At 69.0% G+C, this 19,384-nt stretch carries 17 protein-coding genes; 8 read left to right on the top strand and 9 right to left on the bottom strand.

What is annotated here, in order from left to right:
* Positions 1 to 81: 81 nt before the first annotated feature.
* The 3 genes from clpX to CTB96_RS14125 all read left to right on the top strand — a co-directional run bounded on the left by clpX (position 82) and on the right by CTB96_RS14125 (position 3,448).
* Positions 82 to 1,362, top strand: a complete 1,281-nt coding sequence (gene clpX / locus CTB96_RS14135; protein WP_110127492.1) for an ATP-dependent Clp protease ATP-binding subunit ClpX — start codon at positions 82 to 84, stop codon at positions 1,360 to 1,362.
* A gap of 219 nt (positions 1,363 to 1,581) precedes the next feature.
* Entirely contained in the window at positions 1,582 to 2,280 is a 699-nt protein-coding gene (locus CTB96_RS14130; RefSeq protein ID WP_110127491.1) for a GntR family transcriptional regulator, read from the top strand.
* A 145-nt stretch (positions 2,281 to 2,425) separates the two neighbouring features.
* Positions 2,426 to 3,448, top strand: a complete 1,023-nt coding sequence (locus tag CTB96_RS14125) for a 1-aminocyclopropane-1-carboxylate deaminase (RefSeq protein WP_110127490.1) — start codon at positions 2,426 to 2,428, stop codon at positions 3,446 to 3,448.
* Between the two features lie 74 nt (positions 3,449 to 3,522).
* On the opposite strand, the gene CTB96_RS14120 is transcribed toward CTB96_RS14125, so the two are convergent.
* A complete protein-coding gene (locus CTB96_RS14120) occupies positions 3,523 to 5,568 on the bottom strand; it encodes a M3 family metallopeptidase (protein WP_110127489.1) in 2,046 nt (681 codons plus the stop codon).
* Between the two features lie 91 nt (positions 5,569 to 5,659).
* Here CTB96_RS14120 and CTB96_RS14115 point away from each other — a divergent pair, with 91 nt between their 5' ends.
* A complete protein-coding gene (locus tag CTB96_RS14115; RefSeq protein ID WP_110127488.1) occupies positions 5,660 to 6,508 on the top strand; it encodes a class I SAM-dependent methyltransferase in 849 nt (282 codons plus the stop codon).
* Positions 6,509 to 6,536: 28 nt separating this feature from the next.
* Here the strand turns inward: CTB96_RS14115 and CTB96_RS14110 are convergent, their stop codons facing one another.
* From CTB96_RS14110 to valS, 3 genes are read right to left on the bottom strand one after another with little or no spacing between them, the layout of a single operon-like run.
* Positions 6,537 to 6,803 (bottom strand): hypothetical protein, encoded by a 267-nt coding sequence (locus CTB96_RS14110; protein WP_110127487.1) that lies wholly within the window; start codon positions 6,801 to 6,803, stop codon positions 6,537 to 6,539.
* Between the two features lie 2 nt (positions 6,804 to 6,805).
* Positions 6,806 to 7,252: a GNAT family N-acetyltransferase gene (locus CTB96_RS14105; protein ID WP_110127486.1), complete on the bottom strand. Its 447-nt coding sequence runs from the start codon at positions 7,250 to 7,252 to the stop codon at positions 6,806 to 6,808.
* A 12-nt stretch (positions 7,253 to 7,264) separates the two neighbouring features.
* Positions 7,265 to 9,850, bottom strand: coding sequence for a valine--tRNA ligase (gene valS / locus CTB96_RS14100; RefSeq protein ID WP_110127485.1), 2,586 nt, complete (start codon positions 9,848 to 9,850; stop codon positions 7,265 to 7,267).
* A gap of 297 nt (positions 9,851 to 10,147) precedes the next feature.
* On the opposite strand from valS, the gene CTB96_RS14095 reads away from it, so the two are divergent.
* From CTB96_RS14095 to CTB96_RS14085, 3 genes are read left to right on the top strand one after another with little or no spacing between them, the layout of a single operon-like run.
* Positions 10,148 to 10,825, top strand: a complete 678-nt coding sequence (locus CTB96_RS14095; protein WP_146215823.1) for a hypothetical protein — start codon at positions 10,148 to 10,150, stop codon at positions 10,823 to 10,825.
* Positions 10,822 to 11,415 (top strand): hypothetical protein, encoded by a 594-nt coding sequence (locus CTB96_RS14090; RefSeq protein ID WP_110127483.1) that lies wholly within the window; start codon positions 10,822 to 10,824, stop codon positions 11,413 to 11,415. The genes CTB96_RS14095 and CTB96_RS14090 overlap by 4 nt, the downstream gene beginning before the upstream one ends.
* Entirely contained in the window at positions 11,412 to 11,996 is a 585-nt protein-coding gene (locus CTB96_RS14085; RefSeq protein WP_110127482.1) for a hypothetical protein, read from the top strand. Before CTB96_RS14090 ends, CTB96_RS14085 begins: the two co-directional genes overlap by 4 nt.
* Before the next feature lie 15 nt (positions 11,997 to 12,011).
* On the opposite strand, the gene CTB96_RS14080 is transcribed toward CTB96_RS14085, so the two are convergent.
* From CTB96_RS14080 to CTB96_RS14060, 5 genes are all read right to left on the bottom strand, one after another.
* A complete protein-coding gene (locus CTB96_RS14080; RefSeq protein WP_110127481.1) occupies positions 12,012 to 13,280 on the bottom strand; it encodes a hypothetical protein in 1,269 nt (422 codons plus the stop codon).
* 76 nt (positions 13,281 to 13,356) lie between these two features.
* Positions 13,357 to 15,129: a dipeptide ABC transporter ATP-binding protein gene (locus CTB96_RS14075; RefSeq protein ID WP_110127480.1), complete on the bottom strand. Its 1,773-nt coding sequence runs from the start codon at positions 15,127 to 15,129 to the stop codon at positions 13,357 to 13,359.
* Positions 15,126 to 15,995, bottom strand: coding sequence for an ABC transporter permease (locus CTB96_RS14070; RefSeq protein WP_110127479.1), 870 nt, complete (start codon positions 15,993 to 15,995; stop codon positions 15,126 to 15,128). Before CTB96_RS14070 ends, CTB96_RS14075 begins: the two co-directional genes overlap by 4 nt.
* Positions 15,992 to 16,960 (bottom strand): ABC transporter permease, encoded by a 969-nt coding sequence (locus tag CTB96_RS14065; RefSeq protein WP_219993264.1) that lies wholly within the window; start codon positions 16,958 to 16,960, stop codon positions 15,992 to 15,994. Before CTB96_RS14065 ends, CTB96_RS14070 begins: the two co-directional genes overlap by 4 nt.
* Positions 16,945 to 18,612 (bottom strand): ABC transporter substrate-binding protein, encoded by a 1,668-nt coding sequence (locus CTB96_RS14060; RefSeq protein WP_110127478.1) that lies wholly within the window; start codon positions 18,610 to 18,612, stop codon positions 16,945 to 16,947. Before CTB96_RS14060 ends, CTB96_RS14065 begins: the two co-directional genes overlap by 16 nt.
* 202 nt (positions 18,613 to 18,814) lie before the next feature.
* Here CTB96_RS14060 and CTB96_RS14055 point away from each other — a divergent pair, with 202 nt between their 5' ends.
* Positions 18,815 to 19,381: a TetR/AcrR family transcriptional regulator gene (locus tag CTB96_RS14055; RefSeq protein ID WP_248283380.1), complete on the top strand. Its 567-nt coding sequence runs from the start codon at positions 18,815 to 18,817 to the stop codon at positions 19,379 to 19,381.
* Positions 19,382 to 19,384: the final 3 nt, after the last annotated feature.

Here is a 19,384-nt window from a genome sequence, read left to right as displayed (position 1 = left end):
GCTTTGTGCCGAGGGTGCACGCATCTGTCACACGCACAAGCTAGGCTCGAATTTAGCGTCACTGATGGAGGAGGCTCACGGATGGCCCGAATAGGCGAGAGCGCCGACCTGTTGAAGTGTTCTTTCTGCGGAAAGAGCCAGAAGCAGGTACAGCAGCTCATTGCCGGACCCGGCGTGTACATCTGCGATGAATGCGTTGAGCTCTGCAACGAGATCATCGAAGAACGCCTGGCCGAGGCCGGAGCGGAAGAAGCGGGCAGCGAGTTCGAGTTGCCCAAGCCCAAGGAGATCTTCGGATTCCTCGAGGAGTACGTCATCGGGCAGGAAGCCGCCAAGCGCGCCCTGGCCGTCGCCGTCTACAACCACTACAAGCGGGTGCGCAGCCGTGCCACGCTCACCGCGGCCGAGGCCATCCACGACGACGTGGAGATCGCCAAGTCCAACATCCTGCTGATCGGCCCCACCGGCTGTGGCAAGACCTACCTCGCGCAGACGCTGGCGAAACGGCTGAACGTGCCGTTCGCGGTGGCGGATGCGACGGCGCTCACCGAAGCCGGCTACGTGGGTGAAGACGTGGAGAACATCCTCCTCAAGCTCATCCAGGCTGCCGACTACGACGTGAAGCGTGCCGAGACCGGCATCATCTACATCGACGAGATCGACAAGATCGCCCGCAAGGCCGAGAACCCGTCGATCACCCGTGACGTGTCGGGGGAGGGTGTGCAGCAGGCCCTGCTGAAGATCCTCGAGGGAACCGTCGCCTCGGTGCCGCCGCAGGGTGGGCGCAAGCATCCGCACCAGGAATTCATCCAGATCGACACCACGAACGTGCTGTTCATCGTGGCGGGCGCCTTCGCCGGTCTCGACGACATCATCTCCCAGCGCGCCGGCAAGAAGGGCATCGGCTTCGGTGCCCCGCTGCACAGCAAGGGTGACGACATCAACCTCTTCAGCGAGGTGCTGCCGGAGGACCTGCACAAGTTCGGGCTCATCCCCGAGTTCATCGGCCGACTGCCCGTGGTGACCACGGTCACCCAGCTCGACCAGGTGGCGCTGATGCAGATTCTCACCGTGCCCAAGAACGCGCTCGTGCGCCAGTACCAGCGCATGTTCGAACTCGACGGGGTGGAGCTCGACTTCGAGCAGCCCGCCCTCGAGGCCATCGCCGACCTCGCGGTGCTCCGCAAGACCGGTGCCCGCGGCCTCCGCGCCATCATGGAAGAGGTGCTCGGCCCGATCATGTTCGAGGTGCCCTCCTCCACGGATGTCGCCCGCGTCGTGGTCACCCGGGAGTCCGTGCTCGAGAACGCGGCCCCGACCATCGTGCTGCACAAGGCCCGCCGCGAGGACAAGTCGGCGTAACCAACGCCCTCGCGTTCCCGGAACCGCCCCCGACCCAACGGTCCGGGGCGGTTCCTCGTACCCGGCCCGCCTCGCGCGCCCCGCCCTGCGCCCGGCCAACTGTTCCCGGAGCGGACAAGTGCGGCCGGCGCGCCGGCAACAGTCGTCCGGAGTGGCAACAGGTGCGAGCCGCGGTGGCGGAAGTTGACAGGAGCCGCCAGACCGTATCTAATATATTGCATGCCGGTTCCTGCTCCCGATGCCCCCATCCGCCCCGCCTCGCTGCGGGACTATGCCTACGCGGCCCTCCGCGCCGCAATTGTGGACGGCACCCTTGCGCCGGGGGAGAAGCTGCGCGACGCGGAGCTCGAGTCCTGGCTCGGCGTGAGCCGAACGCCCATCCGCGAGGCCATCGCCCGGCTCGAAACGGCCGGACTGGTGCGCACGGAGCGCGCCCGGCAGACCATCGTGGCCCCGCTCGACGAACGCGCCGCCCTGCACGCCCAGGCCATCGCGGCCTCCCTGCACGAACTGGCCACGCGAGAGGCCGTCGCCCAACTCACCGACACCGACATCGAGGCCATGCGGGCGGCCAATGAGCGCTTCCGGGCGGCGCTGGCCGACAATGACGTGAGCGCAGCCATCACCGCGGATGACGACTTCCACGCCGTGGCCGTGCGGGCCAGCGCCAACGAGCTGCTGCCGGCACTGCTTGAACAGGTCACCCCCACGCTGCGCCGGCTGGAGCGGGCACGCTTCTCCTCCCTGGCCGGCCGGGGCTCCCTGGCCGATCACGAGCGCATCATCGCTCTCTGCGCAGCCGGCCAGGCCGCGGAGGCCGGTGCGGCCGTCCGCGAGAACTGGCTGACCCTGGGCCGGATGCTGGCCGCAACGGCCGGCACAGACGCTGGCACCGACGCTGGCACCGACGCCGGCTGAGTCGTTCCTGCCGGCCCGCTACACGCGAGACGCGTGCATGGGCGCATCGTCCCGCAGCAGGAGCGCACCAGTCGTCCCCTGAACCGCCGTGCTTCCGCCGTCTCCGCCCATCGCACCAACCGCACCAACCGACCCAAAGGACCCCATGGCACTGCGCGATTTTCCCCGTCACCCGCTCACCTTCGGCCCGAGCCCGATCCACCCGCTGGACCGGCTGTCCGCCCACCTGGGCGGCGCGCGCATCTGGGCCAAGCGCGAAGACGTCAACAGCGGCATCGCCTTCGGCGGCAACAAGACCCGCAAACTCGAGTACCTGATCCCCGAGGCCCTCGCCCAGGGCGCCGACACCCTGGTCTCCATCGGCGGCATCCAGTCCAACCACACCCGGCAGGTCGCCGCCGTCGCCGCCCACCTCGGGCTCAAGGCCGTTCTGGTGCAGGAGCAGTGGGTGGACTGGCCCGACAGTGTGAACGACCGGGTCGGCAACATTTTGCTGTCCCGGCTCACCGGCGCGGATGTACGCATCTCCTCCGAAGGGTTCGGGATCGGCTTCAAGGATTCCTGGACGCAGGCGATCGCCGACGTCGAGGCCGCCGGCGGCACGCCGTATCCGATCCCGGCCGGCGCCTCCGACCACCGCCTGGGCGGGCTGGGCTTCGCCAACTGGGCGCACGAGGTGGCGGCGCAGGAACGAGAGCTCGGGGTCTTCTTCGACACGATCGTGGTCTGCAGCGTCACCGGCTCCACCCACGCCGGCATGATCGCCGGATTCGCCGACCTGGAAGCGAACTTCGGCGGCGCCAAGCGCCGGGTGATCGGCATCGACGCGTCCGCCAAGATCGAGGCCACCCGCGAGCAGGTCGCCCGGATCGCCCGCAACACGGCAGAACTCATCGGCGTGGGCCGGCCGATCGCCGACGACGAGATCACCGTGCTCGAGGGCTGGGCCGGTGACTTCTACGGTATCCCGGTGCAGTCGACCAACGACGCCATCCGCCTCACGGCGAGCCTGGAGGGTGTGATCATCGACCCTGTCTACGAGGGCAAGTCCATGGCGGGCCTGATCGACCTGGTGAAAACGCGCGACATCGCGCCGTCGAGCAACGTGCTCTACGCCCACCTTGGCGGCCAGCCCGCCATCAACGCCTACAGCGCGCTGTACCACTGAATAGCGCCGCAACTGTTGCCAGAACTCCGCGCGGGGAACAGTTGCCGGGGTGGCGAGTGCGGGCGGCCGTGGTGCTAGTTGAGGCCCCGGCGGTCGAGAAGGGGCTGGATCTGGGCGTCGCGGCCACGGAAGTCGCGGTAGGCGGCCAGGGGGTCGGCGCTGCCGCCGACGCCGAGCAGGCGGTCCCTGAACCTGTCGCCGTTGGCGCGGGTGAGGCCGCCGTTCTCGGTGAACCAGGCCACTGTGTCGGCGTCGAGCACCTCACTCCAGATGTAGGAGTAGTAACCCGCGTCGTAGCCGCCGGAGAAGGTGTGGGCGAAGTAGGTGCTGGCGTAGCGGGTGGGTACCACCGGGTTGTCCAGGCCGACCGCGGCGAGTGCCGCCGCCTCGAATGCGGCCACATCGGTCACCTCGGCGTCGGCGTCGATCGAGTGCCAGGCCTGGTCGAGTAGCGCCGCAGCGAGATACTCACTGGTGCCGAAGCCCTCGTTGAAGGTCGACGACTCCCGGATGCGGTCGACCAGTTCCGGGGGAAGCGCCTCGCCGGTGCGATAGTGCCTGGCGTAGTTCTGCAGCACCTCCGGCCACAGCATCCACATCTCGTTCACCTGGCTGGGGAACTCGACGAAGTCGCGGTAGACGTTGGTGCCGGAGAACCGCGGGTAGGTGACCTGCGCGAACAGCCCGTGCAAGGCGTGGCCGAACTCGTGGAACAGGGTGGTGACTTCGTCGAAGCTCAGCAGGGTGGGGGAGCCGGCGGCCGGCTTGGCCAGGTTGAGGTTGTTCGTCACGATGGTCGGCGTGCCGAGCAGCGTCGACTGCGACACGAGGGAGTTCATCCAGGCGCCGCCGCGCTTGGAGTCCCGGGTGTAGAAATCAACGATGTAGAGCCCGAGCGGTGAGCCGTCTTCATTGCTGACCTCGAAGACCCGTGCCTCCGGGTTCCACGCGGTGAGGTCCCCGCGTTCGGCGAAGGTGATGCCGTAGAGCCGGGTGGCCGCGAAGAACACCCCGTCGCGCAAAACCCGCTCCAGTTCGAAGTACGGTCGCATCGCGGCCGCGTCGACCTCGTACCGGGCCTGACGCACCTTCTCGGTGTAGAACGCCCAGTCCCAGGCGGCCAGGTCGAAGTCAGCGCCGCTGTCCCGCACAGCAGCCTGCAGCGCCTGCTGCTCTGCGCGTGCATTGCGGGCGGCGGCGGGAGCCAGCCGGCCGAGCATGTCGGCGACCGCCTCGGGAGTCTTCGCGGTTTCGTCCGCCGTGACGTAGGCGGCATGGCTGCCGAAGCCGAGCAACCGGGCCCGCCGGGCGCGCAGCCGGGTGATGTCCAGCACCAGCTCCCTGTTGTCGTGCTCGCCGCCGCGGATGCCGCGTGCCCGGGATGCGGCGAGCAGGCGTTCCCGTACCGACCGGTTGGTGAGTGACGCGAGGTAGGGGTGGCTGGTCGGCAGCACCAGCGTGATCACGTATTTACCCGGTAGGTCGCGCTCCCGGGCCGCCTCAGCGGCGGCGGAGATCTCGCCGTCGCCCAGCCCGTCGAGATCGGCGACGTCGTCGAGCACCAGGGCCAGCGCGTTCGTGTCGGCCAGCAGATTCTTCTCGAAGCGGGTGGTGAGGGTGGACAGGCGCATGTTCAGCTCACGAAGGGTGACCTTGTCGTCGTCGGAGAGCCCCGCCCCGGCCAGGGTGAACTCGGTGTAATAGCGCTCGAGCAGATACCCGGTCTCCGGCTCCATCGCGAGGGAGTCCCGGCTCTCGTGCAGCGCGGCGATCCGGGCGTACAGGGCAGGATCGAGCCGGATGGCGTCGTGGTGGGCGGCGAGCAGCGGAGCGAGTTCTTCTTCGAGCGCGGTGCCGAACTCAGTGGAATCCGATGAGCTGAGTGAGAAGAAGACCGTCGCGACCCGCCGCAGGACCTGGCCGCTCCGCTCGAGGGCCACGAGGGTGTTCTCCACGGTGGGTTCGGCCGGGTCGGCGGTGATTGCTCTGATCTCGGCGAGCTGCTCGGCCATGCCGGCTTCGAACGCCGGCCGGTAGTGCTCGTCCCTGATCTCGGCGAAGGGCGGCAGCTGGTAGAGCAGCGTGCTGGGGGCGAGGAACGGATTCGAGGAGTCGGACATGGACCCAGCCTAGGACTCAGACCGGATTGCCCGGCCGGGCAGCACGCACGCGGCGGATGCGCACAGTGCGATCGAGTCGTATGGTGTGGGGATGAGCGACACCCCGGAGCGACAGGAGACGGCACCGCAGACGGTAGCGCAGCCGGGCCGACCGCTCGGCGGTCAGCACCTGCCGAGGGTCCTGACCTGGCGCACTGCGCAGAACTCCGCGGCTTACCTGTTGCCGCACCTCCGAGCCGGTCAGACCGTGCTCGATGTCGGGTCCGGCCCCGGCACGCTCACCCTCGACTTGGCCCGACGGGTGGCCCCTGGCATCGTGATCGGCGTGGATGCTGACTCCGAGCAGGTGGAGCAGGCCCGCGGGCTCGCCGACGACGAGGGGGTGACAACGGTGCAGTTCCTGCGCGGTGACGTGAGCGACCTGCCGGCACTGGATGCATCCGTGGATGTCGTGCACGCGCACCAGGTGCTGCAGCACGTGGCAGACCCCGTGGCATCGTTGCGGGAGATGCGGAGGGTGCTGCGGCCCGGAGGCATCCTCGCTGCGCGGGATGCGGACTACGTCGCCGCCGCCTGGTATCCGAAGTTACCGGGCCTGGCGGCGTGGCGGGAGGTCTACCGCGCCGTACAGGAGTTCACCGGCGGCGTGCCCGATGCCGGCCGCGCGCTCAAAGCGTGGGCCAGGCTGGCCGGTTTCGACGAAGTGAGGTGTAGCGCATCGATGTGGTGCTTCGCGTCCCCGGCCGAGCGGGAATGGTGGGGGCTGTCCTGGTCGGAGCGCATGCTCGACCCGGACTTCGCAGCCATCGCGATCGAGAGCGGGGCGGCGGGGCTGGCCGACCTGCGCGGAATGAGCGACGCCTGGGCCCACTGGGCAGCCGATCCAGACGGGTGGTTCGGCCTGCCGCACGGCGAGATCATCGCCGTGCGCACAGGCTGAGCCGGCGAAGAGCCGGCCCGGTCAGCGCCTAGATCCAGTCGTCCTCGTCATCCATCACCACAGCGGGCTGGGTGATGGTGGCGCTGTCTTCCTTCGGGTCGAACCGGATGACGGTGCCGTCGTCGAGCTCGATCACCGGGTTGCCCTCCAGCCAGGTCAGCGTCCAACGCCAGGCACTGGTGTCCTCTGCCAGGCCGGCCAGGTCCCCCTCGACAGCCTGCAGGGCGATCACCACGACCTCGGGCAGGCCGGCCGGCGGCTCGGCGCCGAGGGCCCAGCGGGTACCGAGCTGCATGTCTAGACCTCCGCTTCGTAGGTGACCCAGCTGGTGCGGGTGCCGACCTCGTCGTAGAGCTTCTGCGCGGTCTCGTTGTCGGCGGCGGTGATCCACTGCAGCTGACGGTAGCCGTGGGACTTGGCGTATTCCTTCGCGAAGTCCAGCAGGGCGCGGCCGACGCCGTCCTCGCGAGCGTCGGTCGCCACGAACAGGTCGTCGACGAACAGTCCGACGTCACCCGAGAGGGTGCGCGGGAACGCCCGGTAGAGCGTGAAGCCGACGAAGTCGCCGTTTTCATTGACCGCGACAGCACCGTCGAGATCGTGGTTCTTGTCGATGACCCAGCTCCAGACGCGCAGCGCCTTCTCGTCGGTCAGGTCGCTCTGGTAGAACTCGCTGTACCCCTCGAAGAGGCCGAGCCACGGAAAGAAGTCCTTGTCACCCAGCGGGCGGACGGTAACAGACATACGGTTCTCCTTTTAGATTTCCGACACCGTGGCGAGCACGATATCAGTCACAACCAGCTCATCGGCCTCGACAAACGTCAAGTCCGCGATACGGCCTACTGCTTTCAAATCGGCGGCGACCTGCGCGAGCAGGGCCACCTCTGCTGCCGAGCCGCCAATCGTGGCGGAGGTGACAGCAGACTTCTGTGATGCTTTCGCGTCGGTCTTGGCCCGACGGATGCCGGTGAGGGCCCGGCTGGCCAGGTCCAGCAACGCGATCTCCCCGGCGCCGTCGGCGGGGGTCTCCGCCGTGACGGGCCAGGAGGCACGGTGCACCGAGTCGTCGTTCGACCAGGACCAGGCTTCCTCGGTGGCGAAGGGCACGAACGGCGCGAACAGGCGCAGCAGGGTGGACAGTGCCCGGCGGAGCGCCGCCACAGCGGAGGCCTGCTCCGGCCCGACCTCGCCGTACGCGCGCTCCTTGACCAGCTCGAGGTAGTCGTCGCAGAACGTCCAGAAGAAGCTCTCGGTCAACTCGAGGGCACGGGCGTGATCGAACGCCTCGAACGCGGCGGTCGCCTGGGCGACCACGACGTCGAGACGGGCGAGCATGCTCTTGTCGACGGGCTCGGTCACGGGAGCCGCGTCATCGCCGGCGAAGCCGAGGATGAACTTGCTGGCGTTGAGGATCTTGATCGCGAGGCGTCGACCGATCTTGATCTGGGTGGGGTTCTTCGGGTCGAACGCCGCATCCGTGCCGAGCCGCGACGAGGCGGCCCAGTAGCGCACCGCATCGGAGCCGTGCTGCACGAGCACATCGGCGGGGGTGACCACGTTGCCCTTGGACTTGGACATCTTCTTGCGGTCGGGGTCCACGATGAAGCCCGACAGCGCGGCGTGCTTCCACGGCGACTCGCCATGCTCGAGCTCGGCGCGGAGCAGCGTGGAGAACAGCCAGGTGCGAATGATGTCCTGCCCCTGCGGGCGGAGGGAGTACGGGTAGACGAGATCGAAGAGTTCCGGGTCGCGCTCCCACCCGCCGGCGAGCTGCGGGGTGAGCGATGAGGTCGCCCAGGTGTCCATCACGTCGACCTCGCCGACGAAGCCGTTGGCCGCACCACGCTGGTCGGCCGAGTAACCGGGGGCGACGTCGGAGGACGGGTCGACCGGCAGCAGGTCGGCGGTCGCGATGATCGGCTGGTCGAAGACGGGGTTGGCGTCGGCATCGAGCGGGTACCAAACCGGCAGCGGAACGCCGAAGAAGCGCTGGCGGGAGACCAGCCAGTCACCGGTGAGGCCGTTGACCCAGTTCTCGTAGCGCACGCGCATGAACTCAGGATGCCACTGCAGTGCGGTTCCGTGTTCGATCAGGCGGGCACGCAGCTTCTCGTCGCGGGCGCCGTTGCGGATGTACCACTGGCGGGTGGAGACGATTTCGAGCGGCTTGTCGCCCTTTTCGAAGAACTTGACCGGGTGCACGATCGGCTTGGGATCGCCGATCAGGTCGCCGGAGGCGCGCAGCAGGTCGACCATGGCCTGTTTGGCCGAGAACACGGTCTTGCCGGCCAGCTGGGCGTAGGCGGCCTGGGCGGCCGGGGTGACGATGACGTCGGGCGCCTCGGCGATGATGCGGCCGTCGAAGCCCATGATCGCGCGGTTGGGCAGGTCGAGTTCGCGCCACCAGACCACGTCGGTCACGTCGCCGAAGGTGCAGATCATCGCGATTCCCGAGCCCTTGTCCTTCTGGGCGAGGTGGTGCGCCAGGATGGGCACCTCGACGTCGAAGACCGGGGTGCGCACGGTGCTGCCGAAGAACGGCTTGTACCTGTCGTCGTCGGGATGTGCCACCAGGGCCACGCACGCGGCGAGCAGCTCCGGGCGGGTCGTCTCGATCTCGATGGTGGAGCCATCCGGCTTGTGGAAGGAGACCCGGTGGTACGCGGCGGGCATCTCCTTGTCTTCCAGCTCGGCCTGGGCGACGGCGGTGCGGAAGGTGACGTCCCAGAGGGTGGGCGCCATGGCCTGGTAGGCCTCGCCGCGGGTGACGTTGCCGATGAAGGCGCGCTGGGAGGCGGTGATCGACTCCGGGGCGATGGTGCGGTAGCTCTGTGTCCAGTCGACGGAGAGTCCCAGGGTGCGCCAGAGTTCCTCGAACTGCTTCTCGTCCTCAACGGTGAGGCGTTCGCAGAGTTCGATGAAGTTGCGCCGGCTCACCGGCAGCTGGTCGGCGGCCTTGGTGCTCTTGCCGTCGCCGCCTTCGAAGGGCGGCACGAAGTCGGGCGTGTACGGCAGCGACGGGTCGCAGCGCACACCGTAGAAGTTCTGCACCCGGCGCTCGGTGGGCAGGCCGTTGTCGTCCCAACCCATCGGGTAGAAGACGCTCTTGCCGCGCATCCGCTGGAAACGGGCGACGACGTCGGTGTGGGTGTAGCTGAAGACGTGGCCGATGTGCAGCGAGCCCGAGGCGGTCGGCGGGGGAGTGTCGATGGAGAAGATCGACTGCTTCGTGGCGCCGGCGCGGTCGAAGCGGTAGGTGCCTTGAGCCTCCCAGCTGGTTTCCCATTTCGCTTCCAGCCCTTCGAGGGCGGGCTTTTCGGGAACGCGTTCAGCGCTGGTCATGACTCTCCGATTCAGTATTCGCGGCACCGTGTCGATGGTGAGGTGCCTTCAGTAGTGCTGATCCAATCTAGCCGATCCTGTGCCGTCACTGGCGCGGCGACCTTCCGAACGGGCTGATCCGGGCCTTGTTTGGGAGTCTTCTCAGACGCGTCACCGGCCGCTTGTGGCGGAACGGCGGATCCTTCGGGCGGCAGCCGGTGGATCTTCCGCTGTCCGTTTTGCCCAGAGCTACGGGCAGGAGGAGCCCGCTCGGTACTATGGCCCCATGACCCCCCATTCGAGTAGCGGCCACGTCAGGTGACGGCGACCTCGCCCAAGGAGCGCCGTTCCTGGCGCCAGGGTGTGCGGCACCTCTACGACCGCCTGCCGACCGCGTGGCTCCTCACCGGCATCTCCGGGGTCTTCCTGGCCGTCTCTGCGGTGTTCGGCGGGCTCGATGACGCCCCGGTGCAGGCCGCGCCGGTTCTCGAGACGGGTGACACCCACATCGGTGCCGAACTCACGATTGCCGTCAGCCAGGCGCTGCTGATCGACGCCTTTCCCGAGCAACTTCTCATTCCCGAGGACGGCTTTCGGCTGCTCGTCGTGCGGGCCGTCGTGGAGAACACCACTACCGGCCCCCTCCGACTGGGCAGTGTGCCGACGGGCCCCGTCGTGTTGAGCGGCATCCAGGCCGACACCATCCGGGTAGCCGGCGTCGACGGCCTGCCGGTGGCGACGCCGCCGGCCAGCATCCTGGTGATCAACGACGGCAGTGACGAGGCCGTCGTGCAACCCGGGGTGCCCGTCGAGCTCGCGTTCGTCTGGGAGGTCGCCGACACCGTCGCGGAGGGAGACCCGATCGAAGTGCAGCTGCTCGACCGGGTCAAGATCAGCGAGGGGGAGCTGACCTACGGCGGGTTGTACGACGACCCGGTGGTGCGAGCAACCCTCGACCTGACCCTCGACGACGTGGGTGCGGGGGTGTCGGAATGAGCCTGGGGACATCCCGCTGGCGCCATGCCGCGAACGGCGCCGTGCTCGTGGCCATCCTGTCCGTCGCGGCGCTCGTCCTGCACACCGCGCCGGATCGGGACCTGCAGCAGTCGCCGATCCCCGTGCCGGCCACCCTCGGTGAGCCCGCCACCGGCCGCAACATCCGGGCCACCGTGCACTCGGTCGCCGTGACCGAGTCCGTGACCGCCGGGAACGGCTGGGCCGGCGGCACCGCCGGGGTCTGGGTCGTCGTCGACCTCAGCGTGGAGGCGGTGGAGACCGATGAGGGTGCCGTGTTCGGCACGGCGGTCCTGCGAGTGGGCGACACGCGCTTCAGCGCCTCGACCCGACCGGGCAACGCCACCGTGGTCAGCGTCAGGCTCGCCACCGGGATCCCCCTGACCGGTCCGCTCTTTTTCGAACTTCCCGCAGACCTGGCAGCGAGCGACGCGGCCGCGACTGCCACCCTCGAACTCGCCCTCAACTCGGACCCACGGGTGGATTCCCTGCTCGTCATGCCGGTCGACCTCACCGACCTCCCCGTGCAGGAGAGCCTCGACGTCGACTTCCCGGAGTGGGGCGACCAGTGACCACCACGGAACAGCGCACCCTCAAGCCCGCAGGGTGGCTCAGACGAAACGCTTGGGCGCTTGTCGCGATTGCGGTGCTGTTGCCGGCGACGCTGGGCATCATGTTCGCGAACCAGTGGATCGGCTACTTCGAGGAATGGCCCAGCCGGCCGGTGGATGCCGCAGCCGGTGAAACGCTCGACTACGGCAACGCCCGCTGGAGCATCGTGGCCACCGAACGCGTGCCGGGCACGAGTTCTGCCGGGCGGGAACGCGACCTGCCCGACGGAACCGACCTCGTCGTCGTCACCGTGCGGGTCGATCCGACGGGCTTCGGACCGGATGGCGTGCCTGACCTGTGCACGGTGCGCCTGGAGGAGTCCGGCGGGACCACCCCGACGCGGAGCTGGGCCAATGGGGGAGCGATCTCCCTCGATGGTTCCGGACCGGACCTGGTCTCCTGCAGCTCAGAGCTGAAGACGCCGTACACCTTCGACGCGCAATTCATCGTTCCCACAGACGCGGGGGAGTCATCGGAGTTCACCGTCGGCATTTCCGTCGTCACCGAACTGCCCGAGTACGCCAGGTTCGCCCTGGAGTGAGCCGCGCGGCTCTTGTCAGACGGAAGCCGGAGCCTGAGCGGGTTCGGCGACTGCAGCGGCGTCCCGGCGCTCGCTCAGCCGACGCAGGCAGTAGTCGTAGCCGGCGGCGATGAGGCAGATGCGCAGCGGCTCGAGCAGAACGTCGATCCCGAAGATGAGGGCACCGTCCACGTTCATCCACCACGACTCCAGGTCGTGGGCGCCGATCAGTCGGATGGCACCGAAGCCCAACCACGAGCCGGCCGCTTCGATCGCGGTGTAGGCCAGCACGAAGATGCCCATCGGCACCACCCCGGCTCGCCAGACGAGGGTCAGGGCGTTTGCCAGCGGCTTCCACCGTCCGACGAAGCCGCCGCCGACATCCGCGAACCGGCGGGAGATCGCTTTGGGCACGCGGGAGTAGCGGGTGCGAACCCTGTCGGCGTAGCGATTCTGCGGAACTCGAATGAGGAAGGGCCCCGCGGTGAGCGCCCGCCCGTAGACGATGCCCGCCAGGGCGAGCCAGGCGACGGGGAGCAGCACCAGGGCACCGGCCTCGCCGATGGCCCAGGCAGAGACGTCCCAGGCGACACCGATCGGTGCGAACAGGTCGCCGAGCATGCCTCGAAGGTCAGCGATCCAATGCATCGCCGTACGATTCGCCACCCAGGAATCGAACTGGGAGAGGTACGTGCTGATCAGGAACACGGTGAGATATACCCAGACGGCTTCGAGGTACACGGTCAGTACCGCGGTCCAGCGCGGCAGCTTGTCGCGGTAGCGCCGAAGCAGGTACCGACCGGTGAACGCGATCACGATGGCCGCGCCGGACGCCCAGGTGAGTTGCAGGTTGAGCACGCCGGCCGAGGTGTCGGTGTCCGCGAACGGATTGATCTTCTCGAGCGCGGCCGCCGCGTACTGCAATGTGTCATCGCGCAGAAACTGCCAGGCCGCGTAGAACGCGAAGAACGGCAGGATGCTTGCCAGGAACAGCTCCTGCACGCTGGGCCCGGCGGGCGCGGGGGCCTCTTCGGTGCGATCGATAGAGTCTTCCCCACTGGCAGCGAGATCCGCGAACGCGGGCATGCCGGGGCGCAACACCAAGAACATCCCGATGAAGCTCGCCAGTCGCGCGAGGATGGCGACGGGCATGATGAGGAACGCTGAGAGCGCGTCCGTGGTGCCCACGAAGGCGGCGACCTCGATCACCAGGTACCGGGCAAGCCAGCCGGCGATGTAGAGCGCCAACAGAACCGGCCACTTGGATGCAGCCAGCCGAAGCGTCGAGGTCACAATAGAGAACACATGGCTCAGCGTAGGGTACCGGCCGCCCTCAGCGGGTGCCCGGATGGGGCGGACTTTCGGCCGGACCGGCCCTGGTTCAGATCAGGCGGGGCACAGCCGCCAGCAGGGCGCGGGTATACGGATGCGCCGGAGCGGTGAAGACCTCCGCGGCGGTGCCGGTCTCCACGATACGGCCGTCGTGCATCACGGCGACCTCATCGCTGACGTGCTGGATGACGCCCAGGTCGTGAGAGATGAACAGCAGGCTCAGGGACAGTTCGCGCTGCAGCTCGTCGAGCAAGTCGAGCACTTGTGCCTGCACGCTCACGTCCAGCGCCGAGACCGGTTCGTCACAGATGAGCACCTGTGGCCGGGAGGCCAGCGCCCTGGCGATGCCCACCCGCTGTCGCTGACCGCCGGACAGGTCGGCGGGCCGTCGTTCCAACAGGCCAGAGGCCAGGCCGACCTCGTCCAGTAAGGACCCGACCCGGGCGGCCTCGCCACGGCGGGCGGCGGAGGAGCGTCGGCCGCGCGCCCGACCTGCGGAGGCCGGGCCGGTCACGGCCTGCTGCAAGATCTCGCGCACATTCAATCGGGGGTCGAACGATGCGAGCACGTCCTGGTAGACGGCGCCCATCAACGGGCGCCGGGCCCGCCGGTCGCGCTCGGGCAGCGTGCTCCATGGTTCGTTGAGCAGGCGCACCTCTCCGGCGTCCGCCGCGGTGAGCGCCAAGGCCAGCCGCGCGGTCGTTGTCTTGCCCGAGCCTGATTCGCCGACGATGCCCAGCGTGCTGCCGCGCTGAAGCCGGAAGGAGACGTTGTCGACCGCCTGGTGGATGGTGCCGTGCGGGCCCCGGAAGGTCTTGGACAGGCCGACGGCCTCCAGTGCCAGACCGGCGCCGGGTGTGGCCGGAGGAGCTGCGGGAGCGACGAGCGGGACGGCCGGAGTAGCCCGGTTCCTCGGGTCGGCGGGTACCGCCGGCCTGTCGGCGACCAGTGCCGGACCGGCCGGCCGCGTTTCCGTGGCCGGCGCGAGCCGGGCCCCCCGCGGCTTGTCCACCGGGACGGCGGCCAGCATCCGCCGGGTTTCGGAGTGCCGGCCGTTGCCCAGCACCTCCGCGGTCGTTCCCGTCTCCACGATGCGACCGTCGTGCATGACCACGATCCGGTCAGCAATGCGGCTCACGACGGCGAGGTCGTGGCTGATCAGCACGATGGCAGTGCCCTCGGACCGCACCCGTTGGAGCAGCGTCAGCACCTGGGCCTGCACTGTCACGTCGAGGGCCGTCGTGGGTTCGTCGGCGACAAGTAGCGGGGGATCCAGGACGAGGGCCGCGGCGATCAGAGCACGCTGCCGCTGCCCACCGGACAGTTCACCGGAACGCCGGCCCGCATAGAGGTGCGGATCGGGCAGGCCGACGGCGTCAAGCACCTCGAGCACCCGGCGGCTGCGTTCGGTGGCGTCGAGTCGGGTGTGCAGGCGCAGCGAGTCGCCGATCTCCCGATGGATGGGGCGGAGCGGATCAAGGGACGCCAGTGCGTCCTGCAGCACCAGGCCCACATCCCGGCCGCGGCGGCGGCGCCAGGCCGGCTCGGTCAGGCCGAGCACCGATTCGCCGGCGAGGGTGAGCTCATCGGCTCGCACCCGGGCGCCGGCACCGGCCAGACCGAGGATGCTGCGGGCGGTGACGCTCTTGCCCGACCCGGACTCGCCCACAATGGCCAGGCATTCACCCGCGCGCACCTCGAACGAGACGCCGCGCACGGCGTCCTCGGCCGAGGGGGCGCCGAAACCCACCCGGAGGTTCTGCACCGTCAGGGCGACCTCTGGCCGCGGCCGGCCAGTGGTGAGCTGGTCTGCGGGGGTCATGCGTGCCTCATCCGTCGTTCGATCGAGCGGCCCAGGGCGGTGGCGCACACGGCCGTCAGCACGATGAAGAGGCCAGGGAAGAAGCTCATCCACCAGGCCGAGGTGATGTAGGTGCGCCCGGCCGAGAGCATCGCGCCCCACTCGGCGGCCGGGGGTTGCGCACCCAGGCCGAGGTAGCTCAGCGCGGCAGCCCAGACGATGGCCTGGCCCACCCCGAGGGTGCCCAGCACCAGCAGCGGCGCCAGGGTGTTCGGCAGGATGTGCCGGGTCAGGATGCGCCGGCGGGAGAGGCCTTGCACCGTGGCCGCCTCGACGAACGCCGATGAACGCACCCGGATCAGCTGGGCGCGGATGATGCGGGCATAGCCGGGCGCCGTGGAAAGCCCGACCGCGACGATGGCGCTGCCCGGACCGGGGCCGAAGACCAGAATGAAGAGGAGCGCGAGCAGCAACCCCGGGAACGCGAACAGCACCTCGAGGAACCGGTTGACGGTGAAATCGACCGCGGCGCCCAGCGTGCCGGCGATGACACCGAGGATCGCGCCGAGGCCCAGGCCGATCACGGTCGCCGTGAGTCCGATCAACAGCGAATCATGGGCGCCGTCGACCACCCGGGTGTAGATGTCCCGGCCGGACTCGTCGGTACCGAACCAGTGCGTCCAGGAGGGTGCACCGAACGCGGCACGGGGATCGATGGCCAGGGGGTCGCCCGGGGCCAGGAGCCTCGGTGCGATGGCGGCGATGATCAGCAGCGCGGCCAGCAGCCCGGCAATCACCTCGACGGCGGTGACCCGTCCCCGCCCGGCCGTCTTGGCACCGCCGGCGGTGTCGACGCCGGCCGCGACCTGGATCTCGAGTTCGCTCATGCGCCGGCTCCGGTTCCGCTGGTCGTGGGTCGGGGGTCGGCCAGGCGCGAAGCGAGGTCGGTCAGGACGGTCATCAGGATGTAGACCAGCGCGACGATCATCACGACGCCGATCACCACGGGCACGTCTCGCACGGTGACGGCGTTGAGGAGCGTGCGGCCGAGTCCCGGCCGGGCGAAGATGGTCTCCACCACCACTGCGCCGCTGATCAGCGAGCCGAACGCCCAGCCGGAGAGGCCGATCGCGGGCAGGGCGGCGTGACGCAGAGCGTGCCGCCAGAGCACACCGCGCTCGCTCTCGCCCCTGGCCCTGGCCGACAGCACGAACGGGGATTCCAGCGCCGCGGTCAGGCTTTCCCGCATGACCTGGCCGAGGAACCCGGCCAGGGGGATGGCGAGGGTGACGACCGGCAGAACAAGGCCCCGCGCATCCGCAGTGCTAATCGGGGGCAGCACACCCCACCAGATGCTGAACACCACGATGAGGGTGGTGGCCAGCCAGAAGTGCGGCAGGGCCGCGGCCACGATCTCCAGGCCCGACCCGATCTGCCGGGCCAGCCGGCCGCGCCCGGTGGACCAGGTGGCCAGCAGCAGCGCGATCAGCCAGGCCACCGTCAGCGACAGCAGGGCAAGGACCAGGGTGCCGCCGAGCTGGCTGACTACGAGAGGGCCGACATCCATGTTCAGGGCGTAGGACTGGCCGAGGTCACCGGTGGCGAGGCGGCCCAGCTGGTGCAGGTACTGCAGCAGCAGGGGCTGGTCGAGGCCGTATTCCGCCCGCACGGCGGCGAGTGCCTCCGGCGACGTCTGCGAGCCCGGCCCACCGAGGATCGCCTCGGCGGGGTCGCCGGGGATCATGCGCACCGCGAAGAAGGTGACGGTGGCCACGGCCCAGAGCACGAACACCGCGCCGGCCAGGCGGCGGCCGAGGCCGCCCAGTCGCGCCCGCGTCAGCTGGTCAGCCACGCGTCGTAGAACGCCGGCGTGGAGACCGTGGGCATGGCCCTGGCGCCCTCGACGGCCGAGCTGAGGAGGAAGTGGTTCTGCTGGTCGTAGAGGGGCAGGATGTAGAACCCTTCGAGCACGATGTCCTGCGCGTCGGCATAGAGGTCGGCGCGGGTGTCGGCGTCGTTCGTCGCGCTCGCCTGGGCGAGCAGCGAATCCAGCTCAGGGTCGCTCAGCTGGGCATGGTTCGCGAAGTAGCCACTGGGCGCGGGCGTGATGCCGGCGGAGTCGAACAGGATCCGCAGCACGTCGGGGCCGACCTTGGTGTACGGCGCACTAACGGCGTCGTAGGCGTTGCTGCCGAGGGCGGTGTACCAGCTGGAGAGGTCCAGCTTGGTCAGTTGGACGTCGAACCCGGTCTCCTTGGCCGTGGCCTGGATCTGCTCGAACAGGGACTGCTCGGCGGGAATGGACTGGTTGGTGCTCACCGGGAACACCACGGTGAGGCGCACGCCGTCCTTGACCCGGTAACCGTCTGAGTCCTTCTCCGACCAGCCGGCTTCGTCGAGTAGGGCGGCGGCGGCGTCGGGGTCGTAATCGAACAGGTCGGGGCGGGAGATTCCGAGCGGCTCAACGCTGGAGAGGGCGGAGTACGACCGTGCGGCGCTGCCCTGGAACAGGCTGGCGACGGCATCATCGACATTTGCCGAGCGGATGAACGCTTCGCGCACTGCTGCATCGTTGAACGGCGCCTTGCCGGAGTTCAGCTCGATCCGGTTGGAGGCACCGGGCCGGGGCGCATCCAGGTGCACGATGGTGTCGCTCGCTTCGGCCTGGGTGATGGTGTCCGGCTGGGCGTTGTCGATCACGTCCACCTCGCCGGCCTGCAGAGCCGCGTACCGGGAGGCGGAGTCCGGGATGAACCGCCAGACGATGCTGTCCAGGTAGGCGGGGCCGTCGTGGGCCGCGTCCGCGGGCGGCGAGGTGTAGTCGTCGTTGCGCACCAGGGTGATCGCGTTCTGCTTCACCCAGGAGTCGACGATGAACGGGCCGGTGCCCACCGGGGCGGCGCAGTTCTCGTCCTGGCTGCGCTCCAGGGCGGTAGGGGACTCGATGGCCAGCCACGGCTGGGAGAGCGATTCGAGCAGGGCACTGTCGGGCTGCGCGAGGGTGAGGCGCACCACGGAGTCGGAGACGGCCTCGGTGCCGGTGACCTTGGCCAGGGCCAGGTACCCGGTCGAGGACCCGGTCGCCGGGTCCTGCAGGTGGGCGATGTTGGCTTGCACGGCAGCGGCATCCAACGCGGTGCCGTCGGTGAACGTGACGCCATCCTTGAGGGTGAATTCCCAGGTCAATCCGTCGTCGCTCACGGTCCAGCTGTCAGCCAGCCAGGGGATGACCGTGCCGTCGCTGTCGAGCGAGACGAGCGACTCGAGGAACTGACCGCTGACCAGCGCCTGCGGGTAGTTCCCGCCGACGTGCGGGTCCAGGCAGGTGGGCTCGGCGTCACCGGAGGCATACGTCAGAGTGCCTCCCTCGACCGCCGTGGCGGTGTCACCCGTCGGCGCGGCGCTGGTGCATCCGGTCAGGGCGAGTCCGATGACAGCGGTTCCGGCCAGGACTGCGAGGGTCGCGGAGCGCGGAGCGGAACGAAGAATTCCCGGTCGGGGCATTCGGAGGTCTCTTTTCACAGGGAAAGTTGCGGTGGAAGGTGAGCTGCTGACGGCACGCCGTGCGGCGGCCGATGGGTGTGCCATCATGGAACGAGACTTTCTGGACTCGGTACAGAAACAGCACCTACCGTCTATCGTAGAACACCGGAGACCCATGTCGTTTTCCCGCACGACCGGCCGGCCCCGGCAATCTTCCCGAGCGATGCTCGAGGAAGCGGCGAGTGAGCTGTTCCTCGAGCAGACCTACGCCGGCACCACCATCGGCGACATCACGCGGCGTGCCGGGGTGAGCCGGACCACCTTCTTCAATTACTTCGCCACCAAGAGCGACCTGCTCTGGGTGGATGTCGACGCCGGGCTCGCTGCCCTGCCGGCGGCGCTCGCGCAGTGCGACCGCGCCGAACCCGTCACCGTGGCGGTCAGGCACGCCCTGCTCACGCTCGCCGCCGGGTTCGGCCCCGGCCGGGTGCCGTGGGCGGTCACGCAGTACGAGGTGATGGCCACGGAGGGTGAGCTGGAATCATCCGCCCTCGCCCGGTTTCTGGTCGTGACCGGCCGGGTGGCGGAGTTCGTCGCCGCCCGGCCGGGGTTCGCCGCCGACCGTGACCTGGCCGGGCGGGCGTTCTCCTCCGCCGTGGTGGCTGCCGCCGCCGCTGCCGCCGCGGAGTGGGCCGCCGCCGGTGTTCATCGCGGAGACCTGGCCCCCTACGTCGACCTGGCGATCAGCCCGGTCTGTTCGGGTTTTCGCCCGGTGCTCGACCCGCGATAGTCA

This window comes from Cryobacterium arcticum (assembly GCF_003185895.1).
In the GTDB taxonomy this organism is placed as follows: domain Bacteria; phylum Actinomycetota; class Actinomycetes; order Actinomycetales; family Microbacteriaceae; genus Cryobacterium; species Cryobacterium arcticum.
The sequence above is the reverse complement of the archived record's forward strand: the minus strand, read 5'-3'. Positions and strand labels throughout refer to the sequence as shown.

Bases quoted from the DNA above. Each gene is read 5' to 3' on its own strand.
- clpX (WP_110127492.1), top strand. From the start codon at position 82: ATGGCCCGAATAGGCGAGAGCGCCGACCTGTTGAAGTGTTCTTTCTGC.
- CTB96_RS14130 (WP_110127491.1), top strand. From the start codon at position 1,582: ATGCCGGTTCCTGCTCCCGATGCCCCCATCCGCCCCGCCTCGCTGCGG.
- CTB96_RS14125 (WP_110127490.1), top strand. From the start codon at position 2,426: ATGGCACTGCGCGATTTTCCCCGTCACCCGCTCACCTTCGGCCCGAGC.
- CTB96_RS14120 (WP_110127489.1), bottom strand. From the start codon at position 5,568: ATGTCCGACTCCTCGAATCCGTTCCTCGCCCCCAGCACGCTGCTCTAC.
- CTB96_RS14115 (WP_110127488.1), top strand. From the start codon at position 5,660: ATGAGCGACACCCCGGAGCGACAGGAGACGGCACCGCAGACGGTAGCG.
- CTB96_RS14110 (WP_110127487.1), bottom strand. From the start codon at position 6,803: ATGCAGCTCGGTACCCGCTGGGCCCTCGGCGCCGAGCCGCCGGCCGGC.
- CTB96_RS14105 (WP_110127486.1), bottom strand. From the start codon at position 7,252: ATGTCTGTTACCGTCCGCCCGCTGGGTGACAAGGACTTCTTTCCGTGG.
- valS (WP_110127485.1), bottom strand. From the start codon at position 9,850: ATGACCAGCGCTGAACGCGTTCCCGAAAAGCCCGCCCTCGAAGGGCTG.
- CTB96_RS14090 (WP_110127483.1), top strand. From the start codon at position 10,822: ATGAGCCTGGGGACATCCCGCTGGCGCCATGCCGCGAACGGCGCCGTG.
- CTB96_RS14075 (WP_110127480.1), bottom strand. From the start codon at position 15,129: ATGACCCCCGCAGACCAGCTCACCACTGGCCGGCCGCGGCCAGAGGTC.
- CTB96_RS14070 (WP_110127479.1), bottom strand. From the start codon at position 15,995: ATGAGCGAACTCGAGATCCAGGTCGCGGCCGGCGTCGACACCGCCGGC.
- CTB96_RS14060 (WP_110127478.1), bottom strand. From the start codon at position 18,612: ATGCCCCGACCGGGAATTCTTCGTTCCGCTCCGCGCTCCGCGACCCTC.
- CTB96_RS14055 (WP_248283380.1), top strand. From the start codon at position 18,815: ATGCTCGAGGAAGCGGCGAGTGAGCTGTTCCTCGAGCAGACCTACGCC.